The sequence below is a fragment of the Shewanella sp. 125m-1 genome, assembly GCF_052977065.1.
Genome location: NZ_JBRILT010000066.1, coordinates 1 through 20,999, shown reverse-complemented (window position 1 = coordinate 20,999; position 20,999 = coordinate 1). Strand labels below are relative to the sequence as shown.

Sequence of the window (20,999 nt, the reverse complement as noted above, 5' to 3'; positions counted from 1 at the left end):
GCAAGTCCCGTTCTATCTAGCTTTTGCTAAGAGCGAATGGCCTGCTGTGCCGTGTCAGTGGATGCGCATTATAGGGAAATTTGAGATCAGCGCAAGGGGGTTTTTCAATTAAATTAGAATAATCGAATCAAATGCATAGTTAACAAACGATACGTACAAAAAAGGGGCTAAAAGCCCCCTTTTTACATGTTTCACAGTAAAGGATCAGTTACCAAAGAAGCGAGATTCTTGCTTTGCTTCAATTTCACCATCATCAGTAGTCACTTTAAAGTTGATATGAGTCATTGTTCGGCTCAGGTCTACAGGGTCAACAGCAACACTAATAGGTAAGGTTAAGACTTCCCCTCCTTTAATGCTCACTTGTTGAGGTCCAATCCAATCATAATTGGCTAGCCCTTCAACACTCATATTGTAAAGGTGGGCCTCTTCTGTCTTATTCAAAATCTTCAACGTAAAGGTGTTCTCTATCAAACCGTCATCGGTTTCTCTATAGAGCTGGTTTCTGTCTCTGATAATGTCGATACGAATGGGGGCTATCGTAGCAGTTGCATAAACAAGAACTAAAATCATCACTGACAGTACTACGCCATAACCCACAAGCTTTGGCCTAAGCACTTTTTCCTTTACGCCCTCTAACTTATTTTCAGTGGTGTAGCTAATCAGTCCTTTATCGTAGCCCATACGTGTCATAGTCGTATCGCATGCATCAATACATGCACCACAGTTTATACACTCATATTGCAAGCCATTACGGATATCGATGCCAGTAGGACAAACTTGCACGCATAAGTCGCAGTCTATACAGTCTCCTAAGCCTAGTGCTTTAGGATCGGCTTTTCTCGACCTTGGCCCTCTGGTTTCACCGCGCTTGGTATCATAACCCACTATATAAGTGTTCTTATCAAACATGGCTGCTTGGAATCGTGCGTAGGGGCACATGTGAAGACACATAATTTCGCGCATCCACCCTGCGTTACCGTAAGTCGCAAAGGTGAAGAAGATAACCCAGAAGTAAACACCGCCACTGGCTGTTAGGGTGAACACTTCTTTATAGACTTCACTGGTCGGCACAAAGTAAGACACGAATGTCATTGCTGTAAGTAAAGAGATTAGCAACCAAGATGCGTGTTTAGCGGTTTTGCGCCACAGTTTGTTGAAACTCCATGGCATCTGGTCGAGCTTAATACGCTTATTACGCGACCCTTCTAGCTTTTCTTCAAACCATATAAAGATAAAAGTCCACACGGTTTGCGGGCATGTGTAGCCACACCATACTCGACCGAGATATGTTGTGATAAAAAACAACCCAAATGCCGCGATCATTAATAATGCTGCGAGTAAGGTAAAATCCTGCGGCCAGATGGTTAAACCAAAGACATGAAACTTTTGCTCGGCAAGATTAAACCACACCGCTTGGCGGTCTCCCCAGGGGATCCAAGGCAGAATTAAAAAGAACAACATTGCCACCCAACCTAGACGGCGACGCAGAGTGCTCCACAAGCCCTCAACAGCACGGACATAAATACGATTACGCGGATTAAAGCGGTCGGCTTTACTGGCATCGGGTTGATGAATTTTGATTCTTTCAGCTTTAGAGAAGTCTTTATTATTTTGTTCTGCGCTCATTTTGCAGCCTTACAGCTTTAATTTTTCTGGAAAACTAGCTTATTATAACGCTTATACTACAAGTTATTCACCTACATAGGACTAAAAGATGAAGGGTTGGATCATATTGGCAATCATCGGTGGCATTCTTTACTACCTTTATACAGAAACCGATACCTTAGACGAGCCAATCGCTGAGATTGAAGGAATATTTCAACAGGCAGAGGACAAGCTTGATAGCATGACAGGCACTCAGATCCAGCGTGTAGATAATACACTCGATTTGTTAAAAACTGATATTGCAGACCGCCTTTCTGCTACGGAGCAACAAGCGTTAACTGTAATTACGCAATCACAGGCCAAACTCAATGAGTTTAAAGCTGATTTCTGTGGTAGTGGCGCCAATAAACATTCAGCTTTTAGTAAGGAAAATCAAACTTACATTTGCGACAAGCTTAATTAAAGGCCTAAAGTCTTTAGTCAAATAACGCAACAGATCTCAGTTAATCGATTAGCATGCAAACTAGATTGACCTGAGATCTGATTAGGCCTAGCCTTTAGCTATTATCGTATTTCTATGAAGAAAAAAGGCTAAAGGCTCATGACACTACCAGTATCTGACATTTTTGATCCCGAATTATGGGATCTTGTTCCAGGATTTGATTTCGAAGATGTTACCTACCACAGAGCCAAAGATCAGGGCACTGTACGTATCGCAATTAACCGCCCTGATTGCTTAAACTCGTTCCGCCCTAAAACCGTTGATGAACTTTACACCGCACTCAATCATGCGCGTCAGTGGTCTGATGTTGGTTGTGTATTACTAACAGGTAATGGCCCTTCAGCTAAAGGTCAATGGTCTTTCAGTGCCGGTGGCGATCAACGTATTCGCGGCAAAGATGGCTACAAGTATGAAGGTGCTGAAGAAGGCACGCCAGATGTGGCTCGTATGGGGCGTTTACATATTTTAGAAGTACAGCGTTTAATCCGCTTTATGCCTAAGGTGGTTATTGCTGTTGTACCAGGCTGGGCTGTTGGCGGTGGCCATAGTCTACATGTGGTATGTGACTTAACCCTTGCTTCAAAAGAGCACGCGGTATTTAAGCAAACTGACCCTGATGTAGGTAGTTTTGACTCAGGTTATGGCAGCGCTTACCTTGCTAAGATGATAGGCCAAAAGCGCGCTCGAGAAATCTTCTTCCTTGGCTTTAATTACTCTGCAGAAGAAGCCTTTGACATGGGAATGGTTAACCGCGCTATCCCTCACCAAGAATTAGAAACAGAAGCATTAAAGTGGGCTAAAGAGATCAACTCTAAGTCTCCTACCGCGATGCGTATGTTGAAATACGGCTTTAACTTACCCGATGACGGCTTAGTTGGTCAGCAGTTATTCGCCGGAGAAGCGACTCGCCTAGCTTATGGCACCGAAGAAGCCAGAGAGGGTCGTGATGCCTTCTTAGAAAAGCGTGATCAGGACTTCTCTTCATTCCCTTGGCACTACTAATTTACAGTTAATCTGTTAATGAAAGCCTAACGTAAACCCATCAGTACACGAACTATATTGATGGGTTTATACCCAAAGTGCATTTCCAATCGACAAAGCCTATCAAACTAATCTATGTAAACCCCTTTCAATTGCAAATGATAACCATTACTATTTAGGCAATTCAAATAGAGGCACTCATTATGATTAAAACCATGACATTCGCAATTCTACACTTTGGCGTCGCCTTCACCATTACTTACCTGTTAACAGGAAGCGTTGTCATTGGTGGTGCCGTCGCGTTAATAGAACCTGCTGTTAATACCGTTGTTTTCTACTTTCACGAAAAGGTGTGGAAAAACATCGAGTCTAAAAACGCACTGCAAACTGCGCCAGCTTAATCTTTATCAGTATTATTTAAACCCAGTTTGTTCGCGAGCGGTCCAATAGCCCCCCCTTGAATAAACACTGAGAACAATACGATAAAGAACACCATGTGCACGATATCTAACGATCCCGGTACACCTGCCGCCGCGGGGATCAATGCGAATACAATGGGGGTCGCCCCTTTTAGACCAATAGAGGAAATAAACAGCCGCTTTTTCCAACTCGCCTTAGTAAAAGGCAAGTAACAAAGCTGCACAGCTAAAGGTCTAGCAACAAAGATCAACAGTAGTGCCGGTAGTAATGAGCTAATAAACACGGCAGCTAATGATTGCGGGAATATTTGTAAGCCCAACACGATAAACATTAAGGCCTGTGCTAACCAAGATAAACTATTAAAGAAGTGCAGATTAACAAGCTGGCCTCGCTTAATACCATTACCTATTACCACCCCCGCTATATATGAAGCCAATAAAATATTGCCACCCAGTACGTCGGCACCATAGGTCGCAATCACAAAGCTTGCGAGTACAAATACAGGGATGAGACCAAACTCTGATAGGTGAATTCGATTTAATAACCAGACCGCGATGCTAGCCACCAGCCAACCGACAATCATAGCGACACCAATTTGCGTGACCAATTCTATAGCGATCTCAGATGCCACTACGGTCTTACTGCTTGAAAGCGCCATATCAGTTAAAAAGATAACCAGTAGCATAGCGACGGGATCGTTAGTGGCCGATTCAAACTCTAATACCGTGTCGGTCTGTTCTTTTAGCTTAAGCTTTTTAGATTCAAGAATTGAAAACACTGCTGCAGCATCTGTCGATGACACAATAGCAGCAAACAATAGGCAGGTAATAAAGTTGAAATCCAACAGCCAGTATAAAATAAAGCCAAAAATAAGCGTGGTAAATAACACCCCAAAAGATGCGAGGATCCCGCCTTCTTTATAGGCGACTTTAATTTTGTCCGTTGAGGTATTAATGCCACCAACGAATACAATCATGTTCAACGCCAAGCCACCTATCCATGCGGTTTTATCTAGGTCGTCATAGACAAAGTTAAACTCGCCATTGCCTAGCATCAAGCCAACACCCATAAAAATAAGCAACGACGGAATACCAAGTGTTCTTGAAGGGTGGTGCAGTAATATGCCAACTAAAATTAACGCCGACATACCAATCATGATCATTTCAGTGGTCATTTATGCACCTTTAATGTGGTTATATAATGTAATTACGAAACAAGTGTCGAGTAATGAAGATAGGCTCAATAGAATCACTCGGCATTGCTATTTGCGAACAGGCGCTATTTGGCTATGGTTTTACAGATAAAAATGCGGTTTTGACTGGCTGTCATAAAAGTTTAATAATAAATTTATCTTACTAACTCACAACAGAAACATAGCATAAATCGGCACTCTTATTGTTAAAATAGTCTTAAGACTAAGTTAATTCCGACCGGAGTTTATTGCAACCATTTAACGCCAATCTCTTCAAGCCTCCCCAGCCTCTAGCTTAAGACGTTATATTATCAATTAAGAAAACTCCCCCTTAATTTTTATTCATTTAACAAAAACCGCCATTTTGTTTTCTACGCATTGACCATAACGCTTTGCTTAATCCCATTTAAACCTGTCGCACTAAAGGTGTTGTCACCTAACTGTCATATTCCTCTGTCTTAATGCGCTTGCCTGCAACGAGGCAACTAACTTGGTTTTGTAAAATAACTGGTATCTAAGCGACCAAACAATAGAGTGGAAATCGTAATGAAAAAAGTATTTGGCTTGTTAACCGCAGTAAGTCTAATGGCTGCACCACTAGCTCAAGCAAGCACTGTTACAGTATCAGGTTCGACATCTGTAGCCCATGTAATGGAAGTGCTGGCAGAAAACTATCAAAACAACACCAACAGCAGTGTAGAAGTACAAAGCACAGGCTCATCAGCGGGGATACGAGCAGCCAAAGATGGCACCAGTATGATAGGTATGTCTTCTCGCAATATAAAAGATAATGAGCTTAGCAGTGACACCAAAGAGATCGTTATTGCTCGTGACGGAATTGCTGCCGCGGTCAATAAAACAAACCCAGTAACAAACTTAACTCAAGAACAGATTTCAAAAATTTATCGAGGCGAAATTAAAAACTGGAACGAAGTCGGCGGTGAATCACGCCCAATCGTTGTCGTCACTCGTGAGAATGGATCCGGTACTCGCGGTGCATTTGAAGAGATAATGAAACTTCAACGCACGATTAACGGCCACAAGGTCACCGCAATTTCTCCGACCGCTCAAGTAGGTAATGGTAACGGTATGATCAAAACCATCGTCGCCAATAACCCTTATGCAATCGGTTACATCTCTTTAGGCAGTGTCGATGCAAGCCTTCGTGCTGTCGACGTCAACGGTGTTGCAGCAACTGATGACAACATCATAGCCGGTGACTATCAAATCGCACGCCCCTTCATTGTATTGATAGATAAAAATGCACCAAGCAATGCTAACAACTTCATTGAATACATCCTATCTGAAGATGGCCAAAACATAGTGGCTGAAGAAGGCTACATTCCTGTTAAGTAAACGATAACGAACAGAGAAATAAATATTCTTCTGTTCTCATTCAATCATTTTTCATCAGTTCGATGTCGAGGATAAGTGATGACGACAGCCAGTAAAGCTGGGTTGCAAGGGCTTCAGCTCGCCCCAGCAAAATCATACGACTTGAAAGAGATGGGGTTTCACCTTCTTTTCTTATGCAGCGCAATGGTCGGCATACTTTCAGTTGCGACTATAGGTTGGTTTGTCTTTAGCGAAGGCTTACCTGCTTTTAAAGAAGCCGGTGTTTCACAAATGCTATTAGGTAAAGAGTGGCTGCCACCAGCACTATTTGGCTTGCTACCTATGATGGTTGCATCGCTAATATCAACAGCTGGCGCCGTAATGATTGGTGTACCTATTGCGCTACTTACCGCGGTATTTCTTGCAGAGCTCGCACCAAATTGGTTGGCCAATATTATTCGCCCTGCCGTTGAGCTGCTTGCTGGTATCCCCTCTGTGGTTTATGGCTTCTTTGGCTTGGTGATTATCGTCCCCGCCATAGAAACGATATTTAACATCCCTGCGGGTAACACCATACTCGCGGGCGTCATCGTTTTAGCCATTATGATTTTACCGACCGTCATTACGATTTCAGAAACCTCCCTACGCGCCTTACCACCAATCTATAAAGAGGGAGCGCTCGCACTCGGTGCTTCGCATATCTACAGTATTTTTAAGGTACTAATACCGGCTGCACGAAGCGGTATTTACACTGGTATTGCGCTAGGTGTCGCCCGCGCGATAGGCGAAACCATGGCAATCATTATGGTGATGGGCAATGCCCCAGCAATGCCTGGCTCAATTTTAGAGCCCGCTAGAACCTTAACCGCCAATATCGCGATGGAGATGTCATACGCTACAGGCATTCATGCCAGCGCACTCTACTCTACGGGCATAGTGTTACTGGTATTTATCGTAATACTTAACGGTTCACTGCTTTATCTCAACAGAAAGCGAGCGCACTAATGTTAAAACTTTCACGAGACAACCAAGACAAATTGATGATGCTAGCCATCTGGTCTGCTGCGGCTACAACTCTGCTGTTTTTACTTTGGGTGGTATGGCACATATTAAGTAATGGCCTCGCTCACGTTAGCTGGGAATTCATTACTGGCGCTTACACTCGTATTGGTGAAGCATCTGGAATTTGGGCCATGATAGTATCCACCGTGTATATGGTCGGCCTATCACTCGCCTTTGCCGCCCCGATTGGCATTATGACAGCTATTTACCTAACGGAATATGCCGCTCCAGGCAGCCAAGTGGTTAAGGTGATCCGCTTTTGTACCGAATCATTAGCGGGCATCCCATCGATTGTTTATGGTCTATTTGGTATGACCTTCTTTGTCACCACACTTGGACTAGGCTTTTCTATTTTATCGGGAGCATTAACCCTAGCCATGCTAATTCTCCCCGTGATAATCCGTACAACTGAAGAAGCGCTGCTGTCAGTGCCTATGAGCTATCGTGAAGGCGGCTATGCCTTAGGTAGCTCAAAAATCTACACCATTTTTCGCTTAGTCCTGCCCAGCGCCCTACCAGGTATTGTAACTTCAATAATTTTAAGCACTGGACGAGTGATAGGTGAGTCAGCCCCCGTATTTTTAACCGCTGGTATGGTGACACAAATTCCAGAATCGGTGCTTGAATCAGGCCGCACCTTGACTGTACACCTTTATAAATTAACCCAAGAGCTATTTACCCAACATGAGTGGGATCAAGCTTATGCCACCGCGACGGTTTTGATTGTGCTGGTTCTCATCTTAAATATGGCGACGAAAGTGATTGCCTCACGTTTAAATAAATCATCCAAATAAGGTTATCTCCATGAATAAGCTAGAAGTGAACAACTTAAACCTATTTTACGGCGACAACCACGCGCTCAAAGATATCTCTTTAGCCATTCCAGCTCGCCAAGTAACCGCGTTAATTGGCCCGTCTGGTTGTGGTAAATCAACCTTACTTCGCACGTTAAACCGCATGAATGACTTAGTTGCGGGAGTAAAGATTAACGGTGACGTGATGTTTGAGGGCAGCAATATTTATCAAGATGTGGATGTTAAACACTTAAGAATGCGAGTTGGCATGGTGTTCCAAAAGCCAAATCCCTTTCCAATGAGTATCTACGAAAATGTGGCTTTCGGCCTCAAAGCACAAGGCATTAAAGATAAAAAAGTCTTAGATGATGCGGTGGAGGAGTCGTTGCGGAGTGCTGCGCTATGGGAAGAAGTTAAAGATAGACTTAATACTCCCGCGTTTGGTCTATCTGGCGGCCAGCAACAACGATTATGTATTGCCCGAGCCATAGCCATGAAGCCGGAGGTGATTTTAATGGACGAGCCCACGAGCGCATTAGACCCCATTGCAACCCATAAAATTGAAGAGTTAATGGATGAACTGCGTAAACAATTCACTATCGTCATCGTGACTCACTCTATGAACCAAGCAAAGCGGATCTCAGACAAAACAGCATTTTTCTGGATGGGTGAGCTAGTTGAGCATGGTGACACGAGCCAAATTTTTAACCGTCCATTAGATCAACGGACTCAAGGTTACGTTAGTGGCAAGTTTGGTTAGGTTATACATAGCAATGCGCTCACGCCACAGTTGAGCGCATTGCTATCATTCATAGAAATAGAATTAGTGCTCCAGCGTACTAACATCGTTGAAGTTTTTGTTAATTATTAAGTGAATTTTCACGACAATAAACTAGTACCTAAGATGGAAATAGCTAATAAACCTAAAAAAACAAGGCTAACCAAAAAACGTAAGCTTGTTAAAGGCGCATTATTAAGATAGCTTCGGTATATAGGTATATTGAACAAAGAGGCGATCTTACATGAATATGGAAAGAACTAGAGAAGCTCAAGAACACCTGCAAAGAGAATTCGAAATCTACAACAATGCATGCATCAAGAAATTGCCCCCGCTAGATATCGATAGTCCAGAGAATCTCGAGACAATGTTAGAGTTTGTCACTCGCCGAGAATCTTTAAAACAAGCCAAGAACCTCAATTCACCACCAGCTGCAAAACTTAAATCAGCCATCGCAGATACGTTGTTACTATTAGATAACTTCGACATAAAGCTATCTAAAGCGAAAGGTGCAGCAGAGAGATAAGCGTTAACAAGGATAAGTACAATCGTAATGATAGGATTCGCTTATTAAGCAAATATTAGCGTTAAACCTCTACTTAACACTAACAAACATGTATACAACAGTATAGCAACCTTCCTTTATTAGGGAATGATAGTTTTAATTTAAGAACTTGCTAACTGAAAATCTGTTCCTATAATACCTAAAACCGGAGCGCCCCAAAACGCTGCGGTTTTTTTGTGCCTGAAATAAGCTCAGGAATTAATTTAATGCCCGATAAAAAATCTTTTTATCGGCGGTTTTGCTGCGCGCAAAATCCATGTGAGGAATAAACTATGCGTATTGAACAAGATATAAAGTTAGGTTTTAAAGATGTACTTATCCGACCTAAGCGTTCAACGTTAAAGAGTCGTTCTCAAGTAGATCTAAACCGTCAATTTACTTTTAAGCACAGTGGTAAAACTTGGTCTGGTGTACCAATTATTGCCGCGAACATGGATTCTGTAGCCAGCTTTAAGATGGCAGCTAGCCTAGCTACACACAATGTTATGACAGCGGTTCATAAGCATTACACTGTTGAGCAGTGGGGCGAGTTTGTTGCCAGCCAACCTGCTGATGTACTACAACATGTGATGGTTTCAAGCGGTACCTCAGATGCTGACTTCATTAAGTTAAGTGAAATTTTAGCGCTTTCTGATGCGCTTAACTTTATCTGTATCGACATCGCTAACGGCTATTCAGAACATCTAGTCGATTACGTACGCAAAGTAAGACAATCTCATCCACAAACAGTCATAAGCGCGGGGAACGTGGTCACTGGTGATATGGTTGAAGAACTGATTATTGCCGGTGCAGATATCGTTAAAGTCGGTATTGGCCCTGGCTCAGTATGCACAACGCGTGTTAAAACTGGCGTTGGCTACCCACAACTTTCAGCCATTATCGAATGTGCTGATGCAGCCCACGGCTTAGGTGGACAGATTATTGGTGATGGCGGCTGTAGTTGTGCTGGTGATGTCGCTAAAGCCTTTGGTGGCGGTGCAGACTTTGTGATGCTTGGCGGTATGTTAGCTGGCCATGAAGAAAGCGGCGGCGAAGTTATTGAGCAAGATGGCAAAACCATGGTTAAGTTCTACGGCATGTCATCACAGTCAGCAATGGATAAACACTCTGGTGGCGTTGCTAAGTACCGCGCAGCAGAAGGTAAAACGGTATTACTGCCATTTAGAGGCAGCGTAGATAACACCATTAATGACATTATGGGTGGCGTACGATCTACTTGTACTTATGTTGGTGCTGCATCACTCAAAGAACTCACTAAACGCACCACGTTTATTCGTGTTCAAGAGCAGGAAAATAACGTTTACGGTAAAGAGTAAACTATAAAACAACTCATTTTATAGGGGCTTTAACAGAGCTCCTATTAAGTGGTTAACGCCAAGTTATAAAGATAATGTTCATACTCGATTTTTTGTCATTTGTATTACTTCCTCTAATCCCAACCGCCTTTTATAAATATATTATCTACCCGATTTAAATAAAGCCCCCCCTCTAGTCACAACACTCCTGATAATACATGACGATTAGCGGTGCTTACTTAAGCATATTTTTGATCTATATCAATTCCAAAACAGCTACCTTTGTTAAGTTAAGGTTAATGGCGGCATGTTCGCCCATGTTTTCGCTAGGAGGGCTTGTGAACTGGGACGATTTTTCCAAGTGGCAGTACTTATTAATAGAAAATATGTCGACGAGAGAGATTAAAGGTGAAGACTTTAGCTATCTATCGAATATTTTGCAGGCTGATGCGACGAGCATTACTGTTATCGATACTTGCCTAGAGAGACAACACACCTGGTCACCAGAGATCTCAACAAAAGATATCCCGCTTTACCAACAACACTGGCGGCATGATATTTTCTTTAATACTTACTTACGCAAAGGCCTGATAAATACTTCGCAAATAATGGAGAGCCTAGTTGATCCCGAGTTGATTTCGGACCAAATCTACAGTGAAAACTTACTGCCTTATGTTCGCTATCGTTCAAGCCTAATTCTACTTTTAGGTGTCAACCAGCACCTGTACCTGTTATTTACGGCTCACTCGCTTAACAAGGTATTTAGTCGTAGCGCACGACGATTACATGAGAAGCTAGGCCATTCAATGCAACCATGGGTTAGTGCTTTTCACGCTAAACAATTAGCAAGTATGGAGCAAGATAAAGCCCTTTGTCGCTGCCAAGAACATTTTCCACTGACGATCAGGCATAGACCGATCAAGTTAACGCCTGCTGAATACCAGGTGCTGAGCTTATTAATCAGTGGTCATTCGGGCTCTGATATCGCAGATATTCGAAACGTCAGCAAGGAAACCATAAAGAGCCAGATAAAAAGCGTACTACACAAAACGGACTCTAAGCATCAAAATCAATTGTTGTGGCGCTATAACCATGATGAGCTGGTGGTGACTATCGGCCTTAATAGTTAGGTCTCGTCAATTGGCTATTACAAAAAAAGCCTGCCGATATCTGCAGGCTTTACTCATTAAAGCACTAAAGAGAGTTATGGCTTAACTTGCTTAATTGCAATAGCAAAGGCCGAGAACTCATCAGCCCCATCTTGCCATTGAGATACCACCACCATTAGGTCTTTATCTTGGTTCATAGCCCACTTATCTTCGTCACCAACAAATAACCCATCCACTAGACTCATCTGCATAGATTGGTCAGTTAACGTCTGATTTTCGGACGTTGCCACATGGCTCCATACTGCAAGACCATCAGCATTAATATTCAGTTCGACAATCCAATAGCCAAAACCATCGGTGTTCATGCTGCCATCGTCTGGCATCTGTAAGTTATATAGGCGCCAACTTCCCTCTAGATCCGCAATAGTTGGATTTTCATTGGCACGCAATAGTACCGACATATTCTGTCGAGTTGCTTTAAAGCTATGGCGCAAAATGACATCTTTACCGCGAGAAAGGTAAGTCACCGCAGACTCATCGTCATCTTCGATGGTGATCTTACCCATCTCATTCATAGCAAATTGAACCGTTTCTACCTCATTACTCGCTTGCTGATTACCAACTGTTAGCTCTGTAATGTCAGCCTTACCCTGGTCATCAATCACAAGCTTATCGATCCACACACCAAACTCGTTCTGATTAAAGTTAGCGCTAACAGGGGTTTCAACTCCTGTACCCCACCACTGTCCTTCGAGATCGCTAAGCTGTTGGCCACCAGCTAACTTTATCGAAAAGCCAAGTTCCTGCTCACCCTCTTCACTAAAGTAATTGGCAATCTTGTCTTTATTACTGCTTAAACCCATATCGAGATTGTCTATCTCAGTAAAGCTCAGCATGCCGCTTTCACTTAAGTTAACTTTAAATGTGTCAGTATCTAGATCCCCAGCACTCTTTACCTTAGCCGCCATAGTGACATTACCCGCGGCGTCGATAGTCCACTCTTCAACCACATAATTAAAGGCATCCGGTGAGTATGTGCCGGCAACGGGGATAGAAAAGAAGACCGTATGCCACTGCCCAGTCAAATCCGTTAATTGATATTCCCGACTCTGACCGAAGTGGGCTAACGCATCATCAGCATCGACCAGATCTTCAGCCTCCAATCCTGATGCGACAAGTGCTTGCCCAGCCTGCTCATCAAAATTATCTGCTGTAGGGTCCACCTGATGGCCCGCTAGCGTTTCATGGATATCATCCGCTAATTGAATTCCTGTATCGGGGTCATTATCTGTATCGAGCGACTGCAGTAAGCGCAAGGTGTTAATCACTCCAGTATTATCAGCCGAATCTGTTTGGTACAAATCCATCGGTGTCACTTCTTCCTGACCCGCGACAATTGGAAAACGCGTAGCGCCTATGTAGAATTCTACAGACTCACCCTCGTTATAATTAAACTGTCCCTGAGCGTTCGTGACACCACTATGATCCGCAGTTTCATAGCCCATTCCCGCTACTGGACTATCCGAAAATATTCCCGTCAATACTGTTGGCTGTGGCTCTGGAACCGGCGGTTGGGTGGCGTTATCGCTGTCGCTACCGCAGCCAGTAAGGGCTAGTATGCTACTCACAGCCAAGGCCGATACGCTAAGCCTTATTAGTTTTTTCATTATTTCTCTCCTTGATATTGGCCTATGGATAGCATGTGATAAGCCTGTCATTACAGCATCCCCCTTTAGGGGGATAACATAGGAGAAAGTAAGATCTCTAAAACAAAGAAACCTCCACAAGGGAGGTTTCTAATCATTAAATGATAAATTTAATTCTATCTGTTACTCAACCGTCACTGACTTAGCCAAATTACGTGGCTGATCGACATCGGTACCTTTAATCAAGGCTACGTGATAAGACAGTAACTGTAGTGGAATGGTGTAGATTAACGGTGCCATAAACTCATCACAGTGTGGAACCGGAATCACCTTCATGGTGTCATCCGACTCGAACTCTGCGTCTTTATCGGCGAATACATACATCAAGCCACCGCGAGCACGTACCTCTTCAACGTTAGACTTTAGTTTCTCTAATAGCTCATTGTTTGGTGCAACTACGATAACCGGCATATCTGCGTCAATCAGTGCTAATGGACCATGCTTAAGCTCACCTGAAGCGTAAGCCTCGGCGTGGATATAAGAGATCTCTTTAAGCTTAAGCGCACCTTCCATTGCGATGGGGTACTGATCACCACGCCCTAAAAATAGTGCATTGTGCTTATCGGCAAAATCTTCAGCAAGTTCGGCAATCGCATCGTCTAAACCTAGTGCTTGCTCTACTTTAGCTGGCATAGAAAGCAAGCTTTGGCTGATCTGAGCTTGCATCTCATCAGACATACCATTGTAACGGCCAATAGCTGATGTCAGCATTAATAGACCCGCTAACTGCACAGTGAAGGCTTTAGTTGACGCTACGCCAATCTCGGCGCCAGCTTTCATCATGTAAGCCATATCAGATTCACGAACAAGTGATGACCCTGGCGCATTACAAATCGTCAATGTTGCCTTATAACCCATCTCTTTAGCCAAGCGCATTGCCGCTAAGGTATCTGCGGTTTCACCAGACTGTGAAATAGTAACGAGTAAGCTGTTAGGGAATAGGTGAGATTTACGGTAACGGAACTCAGAAGCGATTTCGACGTTACACGATACACCCGCCCAATCTTCTAACCAGTAACGTGCTGCCATACCAGCATGGTAACTGGTACCACAAGCAATAATCTGTACGTGCTTAATGTCTTTTAGGAATTCAGCTGCGTTGTCACCAAATGCAGTATCTAATACTTTACCACCCGCAATACGGCCTTCAAGTGTACGAGCGATAGCTGTTGGCTGCTCGTAGATCTCTTTTAGCATGTAATGACGGTATTCACCTTTGTCGCCGGCGTCATGAGTTACTTCAGACTCTTTAACTTCACGCTCAACCGCGTTGCCATCTACATCATAAATACTCACGGTCCGACGCGTCACTTCAGCCACATCGCCTTCTTCTAAGAAAGCAAAAGAGCGAGTCACAGGTAAAAGTGCTAGCTGATCAGAAGCCACAAAGTTTTCACCTAAGCCATAACCGATAACCAGTGGGCTGCCAGAGCGAGCCACGATCATACGCTCACTGTCACGACGGTCGATAACCACAGTGCCGTAGGCACCTTCTAGTTGCTTAACGCTTGCTTGAACCGCTGCAAGTAGCGTGTCATGTGCCTTTAACTCATGATGCACTAAGTGACAAATCACCTCGGTATCTGTGTCTGATGCAAAGGTATAGCCTAAACCTTTTAGCATCTCACGCAGTTTATTGTGGTTTTCGATAATACCGTTGTGAACGACTGCTATATCACCTTCAGATAAATGAGGGTGTGCATTACGCTCACTCGGCTCACCATGAGTTGCCCAGCGTGTATGCGCAATACCTGTACCACCAGCAAGTGGTGCAATATCGAGTGCAGCCGATAACTCTTGTACCTTGCCCACACGGCGAGTTCTATTGAGCTCACCATTATTTAATACCGCAACACCCGCAGAGTCATATCCACGGTATTCAAGGCGTCTTAGCCCTTCCACAAGAATTTCAGCTACATCTCTTTGTGCTACAGCACCAACGATTCCACACATATTATTTACCTAGACTCTCTTTGTGAGAGATAAATTTAAAGTTAAAAATTGAATTTTAAAATGGATAACGCGATTAATCAGAGATGATGACTCTAAATACGTTACCCTGCATAAGGTGCTAGAATAACTCGCACACCATGCTTAGAAATGATGTCTAGCGCTTCACTCGGTAACCTATCATCGGTGACTAACACGCTGATTTTGCTCCAGGGTAGTTCAAGGTTTGGAATGCGTCTACCCAGCTTTTCTGACTCGAGCATCACCACCACTTCTCGTGACACTTCCGCCATCACCTTGCTTAAACCAGTCAGTTCATTAAAGGTTGTCGTGCCACGCTCAAGATCGATACCGTCAGCACCGATAAACAGCTGATCAAAGTTATATGAACGCAACACTTGTTCGGCAATCTGTCCTTGGAAAGACTCAGAATGCGGATCCCAAGTGCCGCCCGTCATTAATAGCGTCGGCTCATTTTCTAGCTCATGAATCGAATTAGCCAGAGCAAGGGAGTTAGTCATCACTAATAAACCACGCTTAGCATTAAGCTCACCAATCAAACCTGACGTAGTACTGCCGCTATCGATAATAATGCGATTATGGTCGTTAATCAGCTGAGCAGCCGCCTTTGCGATAGATAACTTATTCGGTGCTATTTTAGCTGTAAACTGCTGGGTAACTTCATCAGGCACGGCGACGGCGCCACCATAACGACGCAGTAAAAGTCCGGTTTTTTCTAATGTGGCTAAGTCTTTGCGAATGGTGACTTCAGAAGTTTCAAAACGTAGGGACAACTCTTCAACACTCACCTCTCCTTGCTGGTTAAGCAGGCTAATAATGCTGTGACGTCGTTGTTGAGTGTTTCGTTTGTTCATAAAACCTTTCGCTAAGTTTCGATTCGAAAGGCATATTATAGTGAAACGAAACTTATTTGCCAGTTTTTGATACGACTTAACCTCTAAACAAGCCAACGACATTCTAGGGAAACAGATACAAAAAAGCCCCAACCCTAAGGTTGAGGCTTTAGCACTCATTAGACTTGCAGCTTTCGTTAGAACTTAGCTTCTAGCGCTAGGCTAAAGTGACGCCCTTCACCTACAGTCACATCGGTATTAGTACCGCCCGCTAGGTAATCTGCATCGAATAGGTTTTTCACGTTTACACGAACGCTGACATCACTCCCCATTACGTCCATAGTGTATGCAGCGCCCATATCGAAGCGTACATAACCATCTTTACTAATCGTATTGCTGGTATTAGCAAAACGCTCACCCACATAGAGAGCACCAAAGTTTAATGCTAAATCATCGGTCATCTCATAACGCGTCCATACGTTTGCAGACCACTCAGGCGCATCAACAGGAGTCTTACCGTTCAAGCTATCCGTTTCAGGGCGATGATACTCAGCATCGAGATACATCATAGAACCCGTCATAAACCAGCTATCGCTCACTTGACCTTGAGCGCCCACCTCAAAACCTTTATGGCGCTGCTCACCTGACTGAGTCGTAATAGTTTCAGAACTACCTTCAATCTCTTCAGTTACCGTCACATTTGATACTGTGATATCAAATACGGCACCGGTTAACAGTAGGCTACCGTCAAACAGTTCCCACTTAGTGCCCACTTCATACTGCTCGCCGTATTCAGGATCGAGATTCTTACCATCATTAACGTCATCAATGTTGTTTACTATCCCTTGAGGGGTAAAACTCTTAGAGTAGTTAACGTAGATGCTGCCGTTATCCGCAGGTGAGTAGATCACACCAAATTTAGGCGATACCGCATAACTATTATTACCCAAACCTTCTTTCTTCTGTTCGTCGTAACGTACACCAGCAAGCACCTGCCACTCATCGGTAATCGTCACTAAGTCTTGAACATAGAAACCGTAGTGCTTGTATTCACTTTCGTATTTGGTTGCATCACGGTTGTAATCAAGATCTGGCCTAGGGACAGCCTGACCAGGCATGACTAATTGGTTTTTCTCACCCGACTCTTTGAGCTGACCATAGTAGTAATCAAGCATGTTAGCGCCAACAAGCAACTGGTGTTCTATATCACCGGTGTAGATATTACCAGTGAAATCAACAAAGCCGGTTTTGTGCTGCCAGTCGTCATAACGGTCAAATGGACTAATATAATAACCATCTGTAAATGGATCTTCAGAGCCACTGATAAGTGATGGCGAAGAATCTAAACGCTGACGATTAAACTGCTGATCGTTGTAACCCGCTTTAACTTGCCAGTCATCGGTTAGGTTATAAAGCAGCTCAGCACCTAAGTTAGAGATGGTGTTGTCGGTAAATGCCCATGGCTGATCCCAAATAATGTCACGCCCACCAATCAAGTCACCACTACTGTTTAGCCAACCACCGCGATCAATTCCAGTTTTATCTTGGGTGTGATCATATTTAAGCGATAGTAATAGGTCATCGGTAATATCAAACTCTAGGTTTAAATAGCCTAACCAACGGTCACGCTCTTGATTTGTGCCATCTTGGTACTCACGCCAGTAAGTCGTGTCCTGCTTAACTAAGACTGTACGGTAACGAATAGTCTCAGCATCATTTAAGCTCCCCCCCGCATCTAGCTGGAAGCGTGTAGAACCATGTTCATCAGTATCAAAGCCAATATCGAGCATAGTTTCATAAGTCGGCTTCTTAGTGACCATGTTAATCAAGCCGCCAGGACCCGATTGGCCATAAAGCATGCTTGATGGGCCTTTTAGAACCTCAACCTGCTGCAATGTTTCAATAGGCTGTACATAGTGAGACCACTGCTGCTGACCATTGATCAAGAAGCCTGAACCAGAAGAAAGTTCGAAACCACGAATATTAAATACTTGGCGATTCCATTTTTCAGATCCCCCCGTCACACTCGAGTCGTTAACCAGCACTTCAGAAAGGTTAGTCGCTAGCTGTTCATCAGTAACAAAGTCAGGGATAACGGTGACAGATTGAGGCGTGTCTAAGATATCGATATCACCACGCATAGCACCTGAAGATGAGCCAACGTTGTAATCGTTAAAGCTACGACCCATAACGCTAATACGCTCGATATTTGGCTCAGCGACAATAGCAGCTCCAACACTAGCATCCTCAGCAAAAACAGAAGATGAAGCCAATCCAGCAACAATTGCAAGCCCTAAACGTGAAAACTTAAATGACGTCCCAACAGACATATCCAACCCCAAAATGACACATGAATGTATTAATTGAGTCGCAATATAAATGAGAATTATTTTTATTTAAGTTTCTTTACACATATTTACAATAGAGAGTGACGCAGTTCAAATATGTACTCAGTATCGGGCATTTACCAGTCTAAAATGTATGCGCAACAACCCTTAATTTAGAGGTAAGACATAGGCAAGCCTCGCGATTAAAGCCGTTACTGGCAGGAGTACTATTTAGTCAAAGATTTAGTCAAAACTAGTCCAGAAAACAAAAAAGCGACCCAAAGGTCGCCTCTTCAATGGCATAAGCCTACTTATTTTTGCTTAACAGGTCGCGCCCAGCCCGTTAAATGCCGTTGCTTAACGCGCGTGATCACTAACTCATCGGCTGCAACATCTTTAGTAATGGTAGAACCTGCACCTAAGGTGGCCCCTTTACCAATAGTCACGGGGGCAACAAGCTGGGTATCGCTACCAACAAATACATTGTCTTCAATGATTGTCTGGAACTTATTGGCACCGTCATAGTTACAAGTAATGGTACCTGCACCAATATTAACGCCGCTACCTATGGTTGCATCACCAATATAAGCCAAGTGCCCCGCTTTGGAACCCTTGCCTAATACCGCTTTTTTCATCTCAACAAAGTTGCCAATGTGAGCATCTTCTTTAAGTTCAGCGCCGGGACGTAAACGAGCAAAAGGCCCAGCACTTGCAGCGACTCCCACTTTAGCGCTTTCGATAATCGAATAGGGTTTAATTACCGCGTTGTCACTAATCTCGCAATCAATAAGAATCGTGCCAGCACCAATGGTGACGTTATTACCAATCGTCACTTTACCTTCGATAATCACGTTAACATCAATCATCACATCCATGCCGACAGTTACATCGCCACGAATATCAATACGTGCAGGGTCGCGCAGGTTAGCGCCCTCAAGCATCAGCTTTTCTGCCGCACGCGCTTGATAAGCTCGCTCAAGTTGCGCTAGTTGTACGCGGTTATTTGCACCTTCAACTTCCACAGCAGACTCCGGCTGTGCGGTGGTAATGGCAACGCCATCATTGTGCGCCATAGCAACGATGTCGGTAAGGTAATATTCACCTTGAGCATTGTCTGATGACAACTGACTAAGCCAGGCTTTAAGTTGCTTACCCGGTGCAGCCATGATGCCAGTGTTGATCTCATTGATAGCAAGCTGCTCGGCATTAGCATCTTTCTGCTCGATGATACCCACGACGTTACCGTTCTCTCTAACAATACGGCCGTAACCCGTTGGGTTTGGTAGATTAACAGTAAGAATAGCCAAACCATTAGCATCACGTGCAGCCAATAATCCATCAAGCGTCGATGCCTGAATCAACGGCACGTCACCATAAAGAATAAGCACCGTATCATCGTCGCTAATATTGTCATTCGCCTGCGCTACCGCGTGGCCAGTGCCCAATTGCTCAGCTTGTAGTACCCAATTAAGTTGCTGTTCACCTAAGCTTGCCTGCAGTTTATCGGCGCCATAGCCATAAACTAGCTGGATAGCATCACTGCCCACTTGATGTGCAGTATCGATAACATGCTGAACCATGCTCTTATGAGCGATAGGGTGAAGAACTTTTGGAAGATCTGAGCGCATGCGGGTTCCCTTGCCTGCGGCCAAAATCACTACATTCAGTGCCATTGGTTTATATCCTTGAGCTAATGCTTAAGCTAGTATTTGAGCTAATGTTAGAAAATGAGGTATTTATCAGATTACAATTTTAAGCGATACCAGTATTAAAAGCGACTCGACTTGCTGCAGGATCTAGATTAAAAGCTAATGGTTTTATCTGCCACCAGTACCCATTGAGCAAGATCATCCATAGTCGCTTCCTCGCAACCTTCAATGACTTTCAGATCTGCCAGTCCACGAGCTTGCATGCAAGAACCGCAAAACTTAATTTGTGTTTTTTGTGCGGCAACAATCTCTAGCATCTGTTGAATGTTATAGCCTTCAGTTGGTTTCTGATTAGGTAGAACTGCAGTAACTGCATCAGACAGTAAAAATAGGCTTACTCGAACGGGTGAATAGTCTTGCTCGTTGAGCTGTATAGCCAATCGAAGGGCATTAAACAACTTTTCTGTACCATAAGGGGCATCATTAACAATTATCAGTACGTGCTGCATGGAAGAACTCTCAAGCATAAAATTAATCCATGAGGGTAACACTCAAATTAGCCAAGGGTTCTTACTTAGATCACGTTCTGACGTTATGCCGATTGCGGAAAAGAGTTCTTCAGACAGTTAAATATACCAGCCGCTAGGACGTGAGCTGGTCACGGCTAGAGCGTCACTACGTTCCTGCTAGATCCTATAAGAGCAGCATCGGCAGTCCTAAGGTGGCTAATACCAAAGCTGGTGGGCAAAACAACCTAGAGTAGATTGATGAGAAGGGTCACAGAAGCTCTCGCTAAACTGAGACTGTAACTAACTTTGTGTAACTGCTTATCAAACTGTACTCTAAAAAGAGTCAAGGATAGGCATATACTCATG

Annotated in this window: 18 protein-coding genes; 10 read left to right on the top strand and 8 right to left on the bottom strand. The window is 43.7% G+C overall.

The features are described from left to right. Positions 1 to 204 precede the first annotated feature (204 nt). A complete protein-coding gene (gene ccoG / locus ACVBIK_RS19685) occupies positions 205 to 1,626 on the bottom strand; it encodes a cytochrome c oxidase accessory protein CcoG (protein WP_447164305.1) in 1,422 nt (473 codons plus the stop codon). 88 nt (positions 1,627 to 1,714) lie between these two features. On the opposite strand from ccoG, the gene ACVBIK_RS19680 reads away from it, so the two are divergent. The 3 genes from ACVBIK_RS19680 (at position 1,715) to ACVBIK_RS19670 (ending at position 3,489) form a co-directional block, all read left to right on the top strand. Next, entirely contained in the window at positions 1,715 to 2,068 is a 354-nt protein-coding gene (locus ACVBIK_RS19680; protein WP_447161601.1) for a hypothetical protein, read from the top strand. 138 nt (positions 2,069 to 2,206) lie between these two features. Then, positions 2,207 to 3,109, top strand: coding sequence for a 1,4-dihydroxy-2-naphthoyl-CoA synthase (locus tag ACVBIK_RS19675; RefSeq protein ID WP_447161602.1), 903 nt, complete (start codon positions 2,207 to 2,209; stop codon positions 3,107 to 3,109). A gap of 182 nt (positions 3,110 to 3,291) precedes the next feature. Continuing rightward, positions 3,292 to 3,489, top strand: a complete 198-nt coding sequence (locus ACVBIK_RS19670; RefSeq protein ID WP_447161603.1) for a DUF2061 domain-containing protein — start codon at positions 3,292 to 3,294, stop codon at positions 3,487 to 3,489. Here the strand turns inward: ACVBIK_RS19670 and ACVBIK_RS19665 are convergent. Beyond that, a complete protein-coding gene (locus ACVBIK_RS19665; protein WP_447161604.1) occupies positions 3,486 to 4,682 on the bottom strand; it encodes a potassium/proton antiporter in 1,197 nt (398 codons plus the stop codon). The two genes, ACVBIK_RS19670 and ACVBIK_RS19665, sit on opposite strands and share 4 nt — an antisense overlap. A gap of 564 nt (positions 4,683 to 5,246) precedes the next feature. Between ACVBIK_RS19665 and ACVBIK_RS19660 the strand changes: the two genes are divergently transcribed. From ACVBIK_RS19660 to ACVBIK_RS19630, 7 genes are all read left to right on the top strand, one after another. Further along, positions 5,247 to 6,056 (top strand): phosphate ABC transporter substrate-binding protein, encoded by an 810-nt coding sequence (locus ACVBIK_RS19660; protein ID WP_447161605.1) that lies wholly within the window; start codon positions 5,247 to 5,249, stop codon positions 6,054 to 6,056. A 78-nt stretch (positions 6,057 to 6,134) separates the two neighbouring features. Beyond that, positions 6,135 to 7,040: a phosphate ABC transporter permease subunit PstC gene (gene pstC, locus ACVBIK_RS19655; protein ID WP_447170341.1), complete on the top strand. Its 906-nt coding sequence runs from the start codon at positions 6,135 to 6,137 to the stop codon at positions 7,038 to 7,040. After that, complete coding sequence (gene pstA / locus ACVBIK_RS19650) at positions 7,040 to 7,891, top strand: phosphate ABC transporter permease PstA (protein ID WP_447161607.1); 852 nt, start codon at positions 7,040 to 7,042, stop codon at positions 7,889 to 7,891. The genes pstC and pstA overlap by 1 nt, the downstream gene beginning before the upstream one ends. 10 nt (positions 7,892 to 7,901) lie before the next feature. Further along, positions 7,902 to 8,651, top strand: coding sequence for a phosphate ABC transporter ATP-binding protein PstB (pstB, locus tag ACVBIK_RS19645; protein WP_447164302.1), 750 nt, complete (start codon positions 7,902 to 7,904; stop codon positions 8,649 to 8,651). A gap of 262 nt (positions 8,652 to 8,913) precedes the next feature. Next, positions 8,914 to 9,195, top strand: coding sequence for a hypothetical protein (locus ACVBIK_RS19640; protein ID WP_447164301.1), 282 nt, complete (start codon positions 8,914 to 8,916; stop codon positions 9,193 to 9,195). A gap of 311 nt (positions 9,196 to 9,506) precedes the next feature. Beyond that, positions 9,507 to 10,550: a GMP reductase gene (locus ACVBIK_RS19635; protein WP_447164300.1), complete on the top strand. Its 1,044-nt coding sequence runs from the start codon at positions 9,507 to 9,509 to the stop codon at positions 10,548 to 10,550. 317 nt (positions 10,551 to 10,867) lie between these two features. Further along, the gene (locus ACVBIK_RS19630; RefSeq protein WP_447170340.1) at positions 10,868 to 11,659 is read left to right on the top strand and encodes a helix-turn-helix transcriptional regulator; all 792 of its coding nucleotides are present in this window, start codon (positions 10,868 to 10,870) and stop codon (positions 11,657 to 11,659) included. A gap of 74 nt (positions 11,660 to 11,733) precedes the next feature. Here ACVBIK_RS19630 and ACVBIK_RS19625 read toward each other — a convergent pair whose 3' ends face one another. The 6 genes from ACVBIK_RS19625 to ACVBIK_RS19600 form a co-directional block, all read right to left on the bottom strand. Continuing rightward, positions 11,734 to 13,305: a hypothetical protein gene (locus ACVBIK_RS19625; protein WP_447170339.1), complete on the bottom strand. Its 1,572-nt coding sequence runs from the start codon at positions 13,303 to 13,305 to the stop codon at positions 11,734 to 11,736. A gap of 162 nt (positions 13,306 to 13,467) precedes the next feature. After that, positions 13,468 to 15,297: a glutamine--fructose-6-phosphate transaminase (isomerizing) gene (glmS, locus tag ACVBIK_RS19620; protein WP_447164298.1), complete on the bottom strand. Its 1,830-nt coding sequence runs from the start codon at positions 15,295 to 15,297 to the stop codon at positions 13,468 to 13,470. A gap of 101 nt (positions 15,298 to 15,398) precedes the next feature. Next, positions 15,399 to 16,169: a DeoR/GlpR family DNA-binding transcription regulator gene (locus tag ACVBIK_RS19615; protein ID WP_447161614.1), complete on the bottom strand. Its 771-nt coding sequence runs from the start codon at positions 16,167 to 16,169 to the stop codon at positions 15,399 to 15,401. 176 nt (positions 16,170 to 16,345) lie between these two features. After that, positions 16,346 to 18,478 carry a TonB-dependent siderophore receptor gene (locus ACVBIK_RS19610; RefSeq protein WP_447170338.1) on the bottom strand — a complete coding sequence of 711 codons (2,133 nt, stop codon included), beginning with the start codon at positions 18,476 to 18,478 and terminating at the stop codon, positions 16,346 to 16,348. 308 nt (positions 18,479 to 18,786) lie between these two features. Next, positions 18,787 to 20,148, bottom strand: coding sequence for a bifunctional UDP-N-acetylglucosamine diphosphorylase/glucosamine-1-phosphate N-acetyltransferase GlmU (glmU, locus tag ACVBIK_RS19605; RefSeq protein ID WP_447170337.1), 1,362 nt, complete (start codon positions 20,146 to 20,148; stop codon positions 18,787 to 18,789). A 128-nt stretch (positions 20,149 to 20,276) separates the two neighbouring features. Next, complete coding sequence (locus ACVBIK_RS19600; RefSeq protein WP_447161617.1) at positions 20,277 to 20,651, bottom strand: DsrE/DsrF/TusD sulfur relay family protein; 375 nt, start codon at positions 20,649 to 20,651, stop codon at positions 20,277 to 20,279. Between the last annotated feature and the right edge of the window lie 348 nt (positions 20,652 to 20,999).

Excerpts from the sequence above, each read along its gene's own strand:
- ccoG (WP_447164305.1), bottom strand. The coding sequence starts at position 1,626 with ATGAGCGCAGAACAAAATAATAAAGACTTCTCTAAAGCTGAAAGAATC.
- ACVBIK_RS19680 (WP_447161601.1), top strand. The coding sequence starts at position 1,715 with ATGAAGGGTTGGATCATATTGGCAATCATCGGTGGCATTCTTTACTAC.
- ACVBIK_RS19675 (WP_447161602.1), top strand. The coding sequence starts at position 2,207 with ATGACACTACCAGTATCTGACATTTTTGATCCCGAATTATGGGATCTT.
- ACVBIK_RS19670 (WP_447161603.1), top strand. The coding sequence starts at position 3,292 with ATGATTAAAACCATGACATTCGCAATTCTACACTTTGGCGTCGCCTTC.
- ACVBIK_RS19665 (WP_447161604.1), bottom strand. The coding sequence starts at position 4,682 with ATGACCACTGAAATGATCATGATTGGTATGTCGGCGTTAATTTTAGTT.
- ACVBIK_RS19660 (WP_447161605.1), top strand. The coding sequence starts at position 5,247 with ATGAAAAAAGTATTTGGCTTGTTAACCGCAGTAAGTCTAATGGCTGCA.
- pstC (WP_447170341.1), top strand. The coding sequence starts at position 6,135 with ATGACGACAGCCAGTAAAGCTGGGTTGCAAGGGCTTCAGCTCGCCCCA.
- pstA (WP_447161607.1), top strand. The coding sequence starts at position 7,040 with ATGTTAAAACTTTCACGAGACAACCAAGACAAATTGATGATGCTAGCC.
- pstB (WP_447164302.1), top strand. The coding sequence starts at position 7,902 with ATGAATAAGCTAGAAGTGAACAACTTAAACCTATTTTACGGCGACAAC.
- ACVBIK_RS19640 (WP_447164301.1), top strand. The coding sequence starts at position 8,914 with ATGAATATGGAAAGAACTAGAGAAGCTCAAGAACACCTGCAAAGAGAA.
- ACVBIK_RS19635 (WP_447164300.1), top strand. The coding sequence starts at position 9,507 with ATGCGTATTGAACAAGATATAAAGTTAGGTTTTAAAGATGTACTTATC.
- ACVBIK_RS19625 (WP_447170339.1), bottom strand. The coding sequence starts at position 13,305 with ATGAAAAAACTAATAAGGCTTAGCGTATCGGCCTTGGCTGTGAGTAGC.
- glmS (WP_447164298.1), bottom strand. The coding sequence starts at position 15,297 with ATGTGTGGAATCGTTGGTGCTGTAGCACAAAGAGATGTAGCTGAAATT.
- ACVBIK_RS19615 (WP_447161614.1), bottom strand. The coding sequence starts at position 16,169 with ATGAACAAACGAAACACTCAACAACGACGTCACAGCATTATTAGCCTG.
- ACVBIK_RS19610 (WP_447170338.1), bottom strand. The coding sequence starts at position 18,478 with ATGTCTGTTGGGACGTCATTTAAGTTTTCACGTTTAGGGCTTGCAATT.
- glmU (WP_447170337.1), bottom strand. The coding sequence starts at position 20,148 with ATGGCACTGAATGTAGTGATTTTGGCCGCAGGCAAGGGAACCCGCATG.
- ACVBIK_RS19600 (WP_447161617.1), bottom strand. The coding sequence starts at position 20,651 with ATGCTTGAGAGTTCTTCCATGCAGCACGTACTGATAATTGTTAATGAT.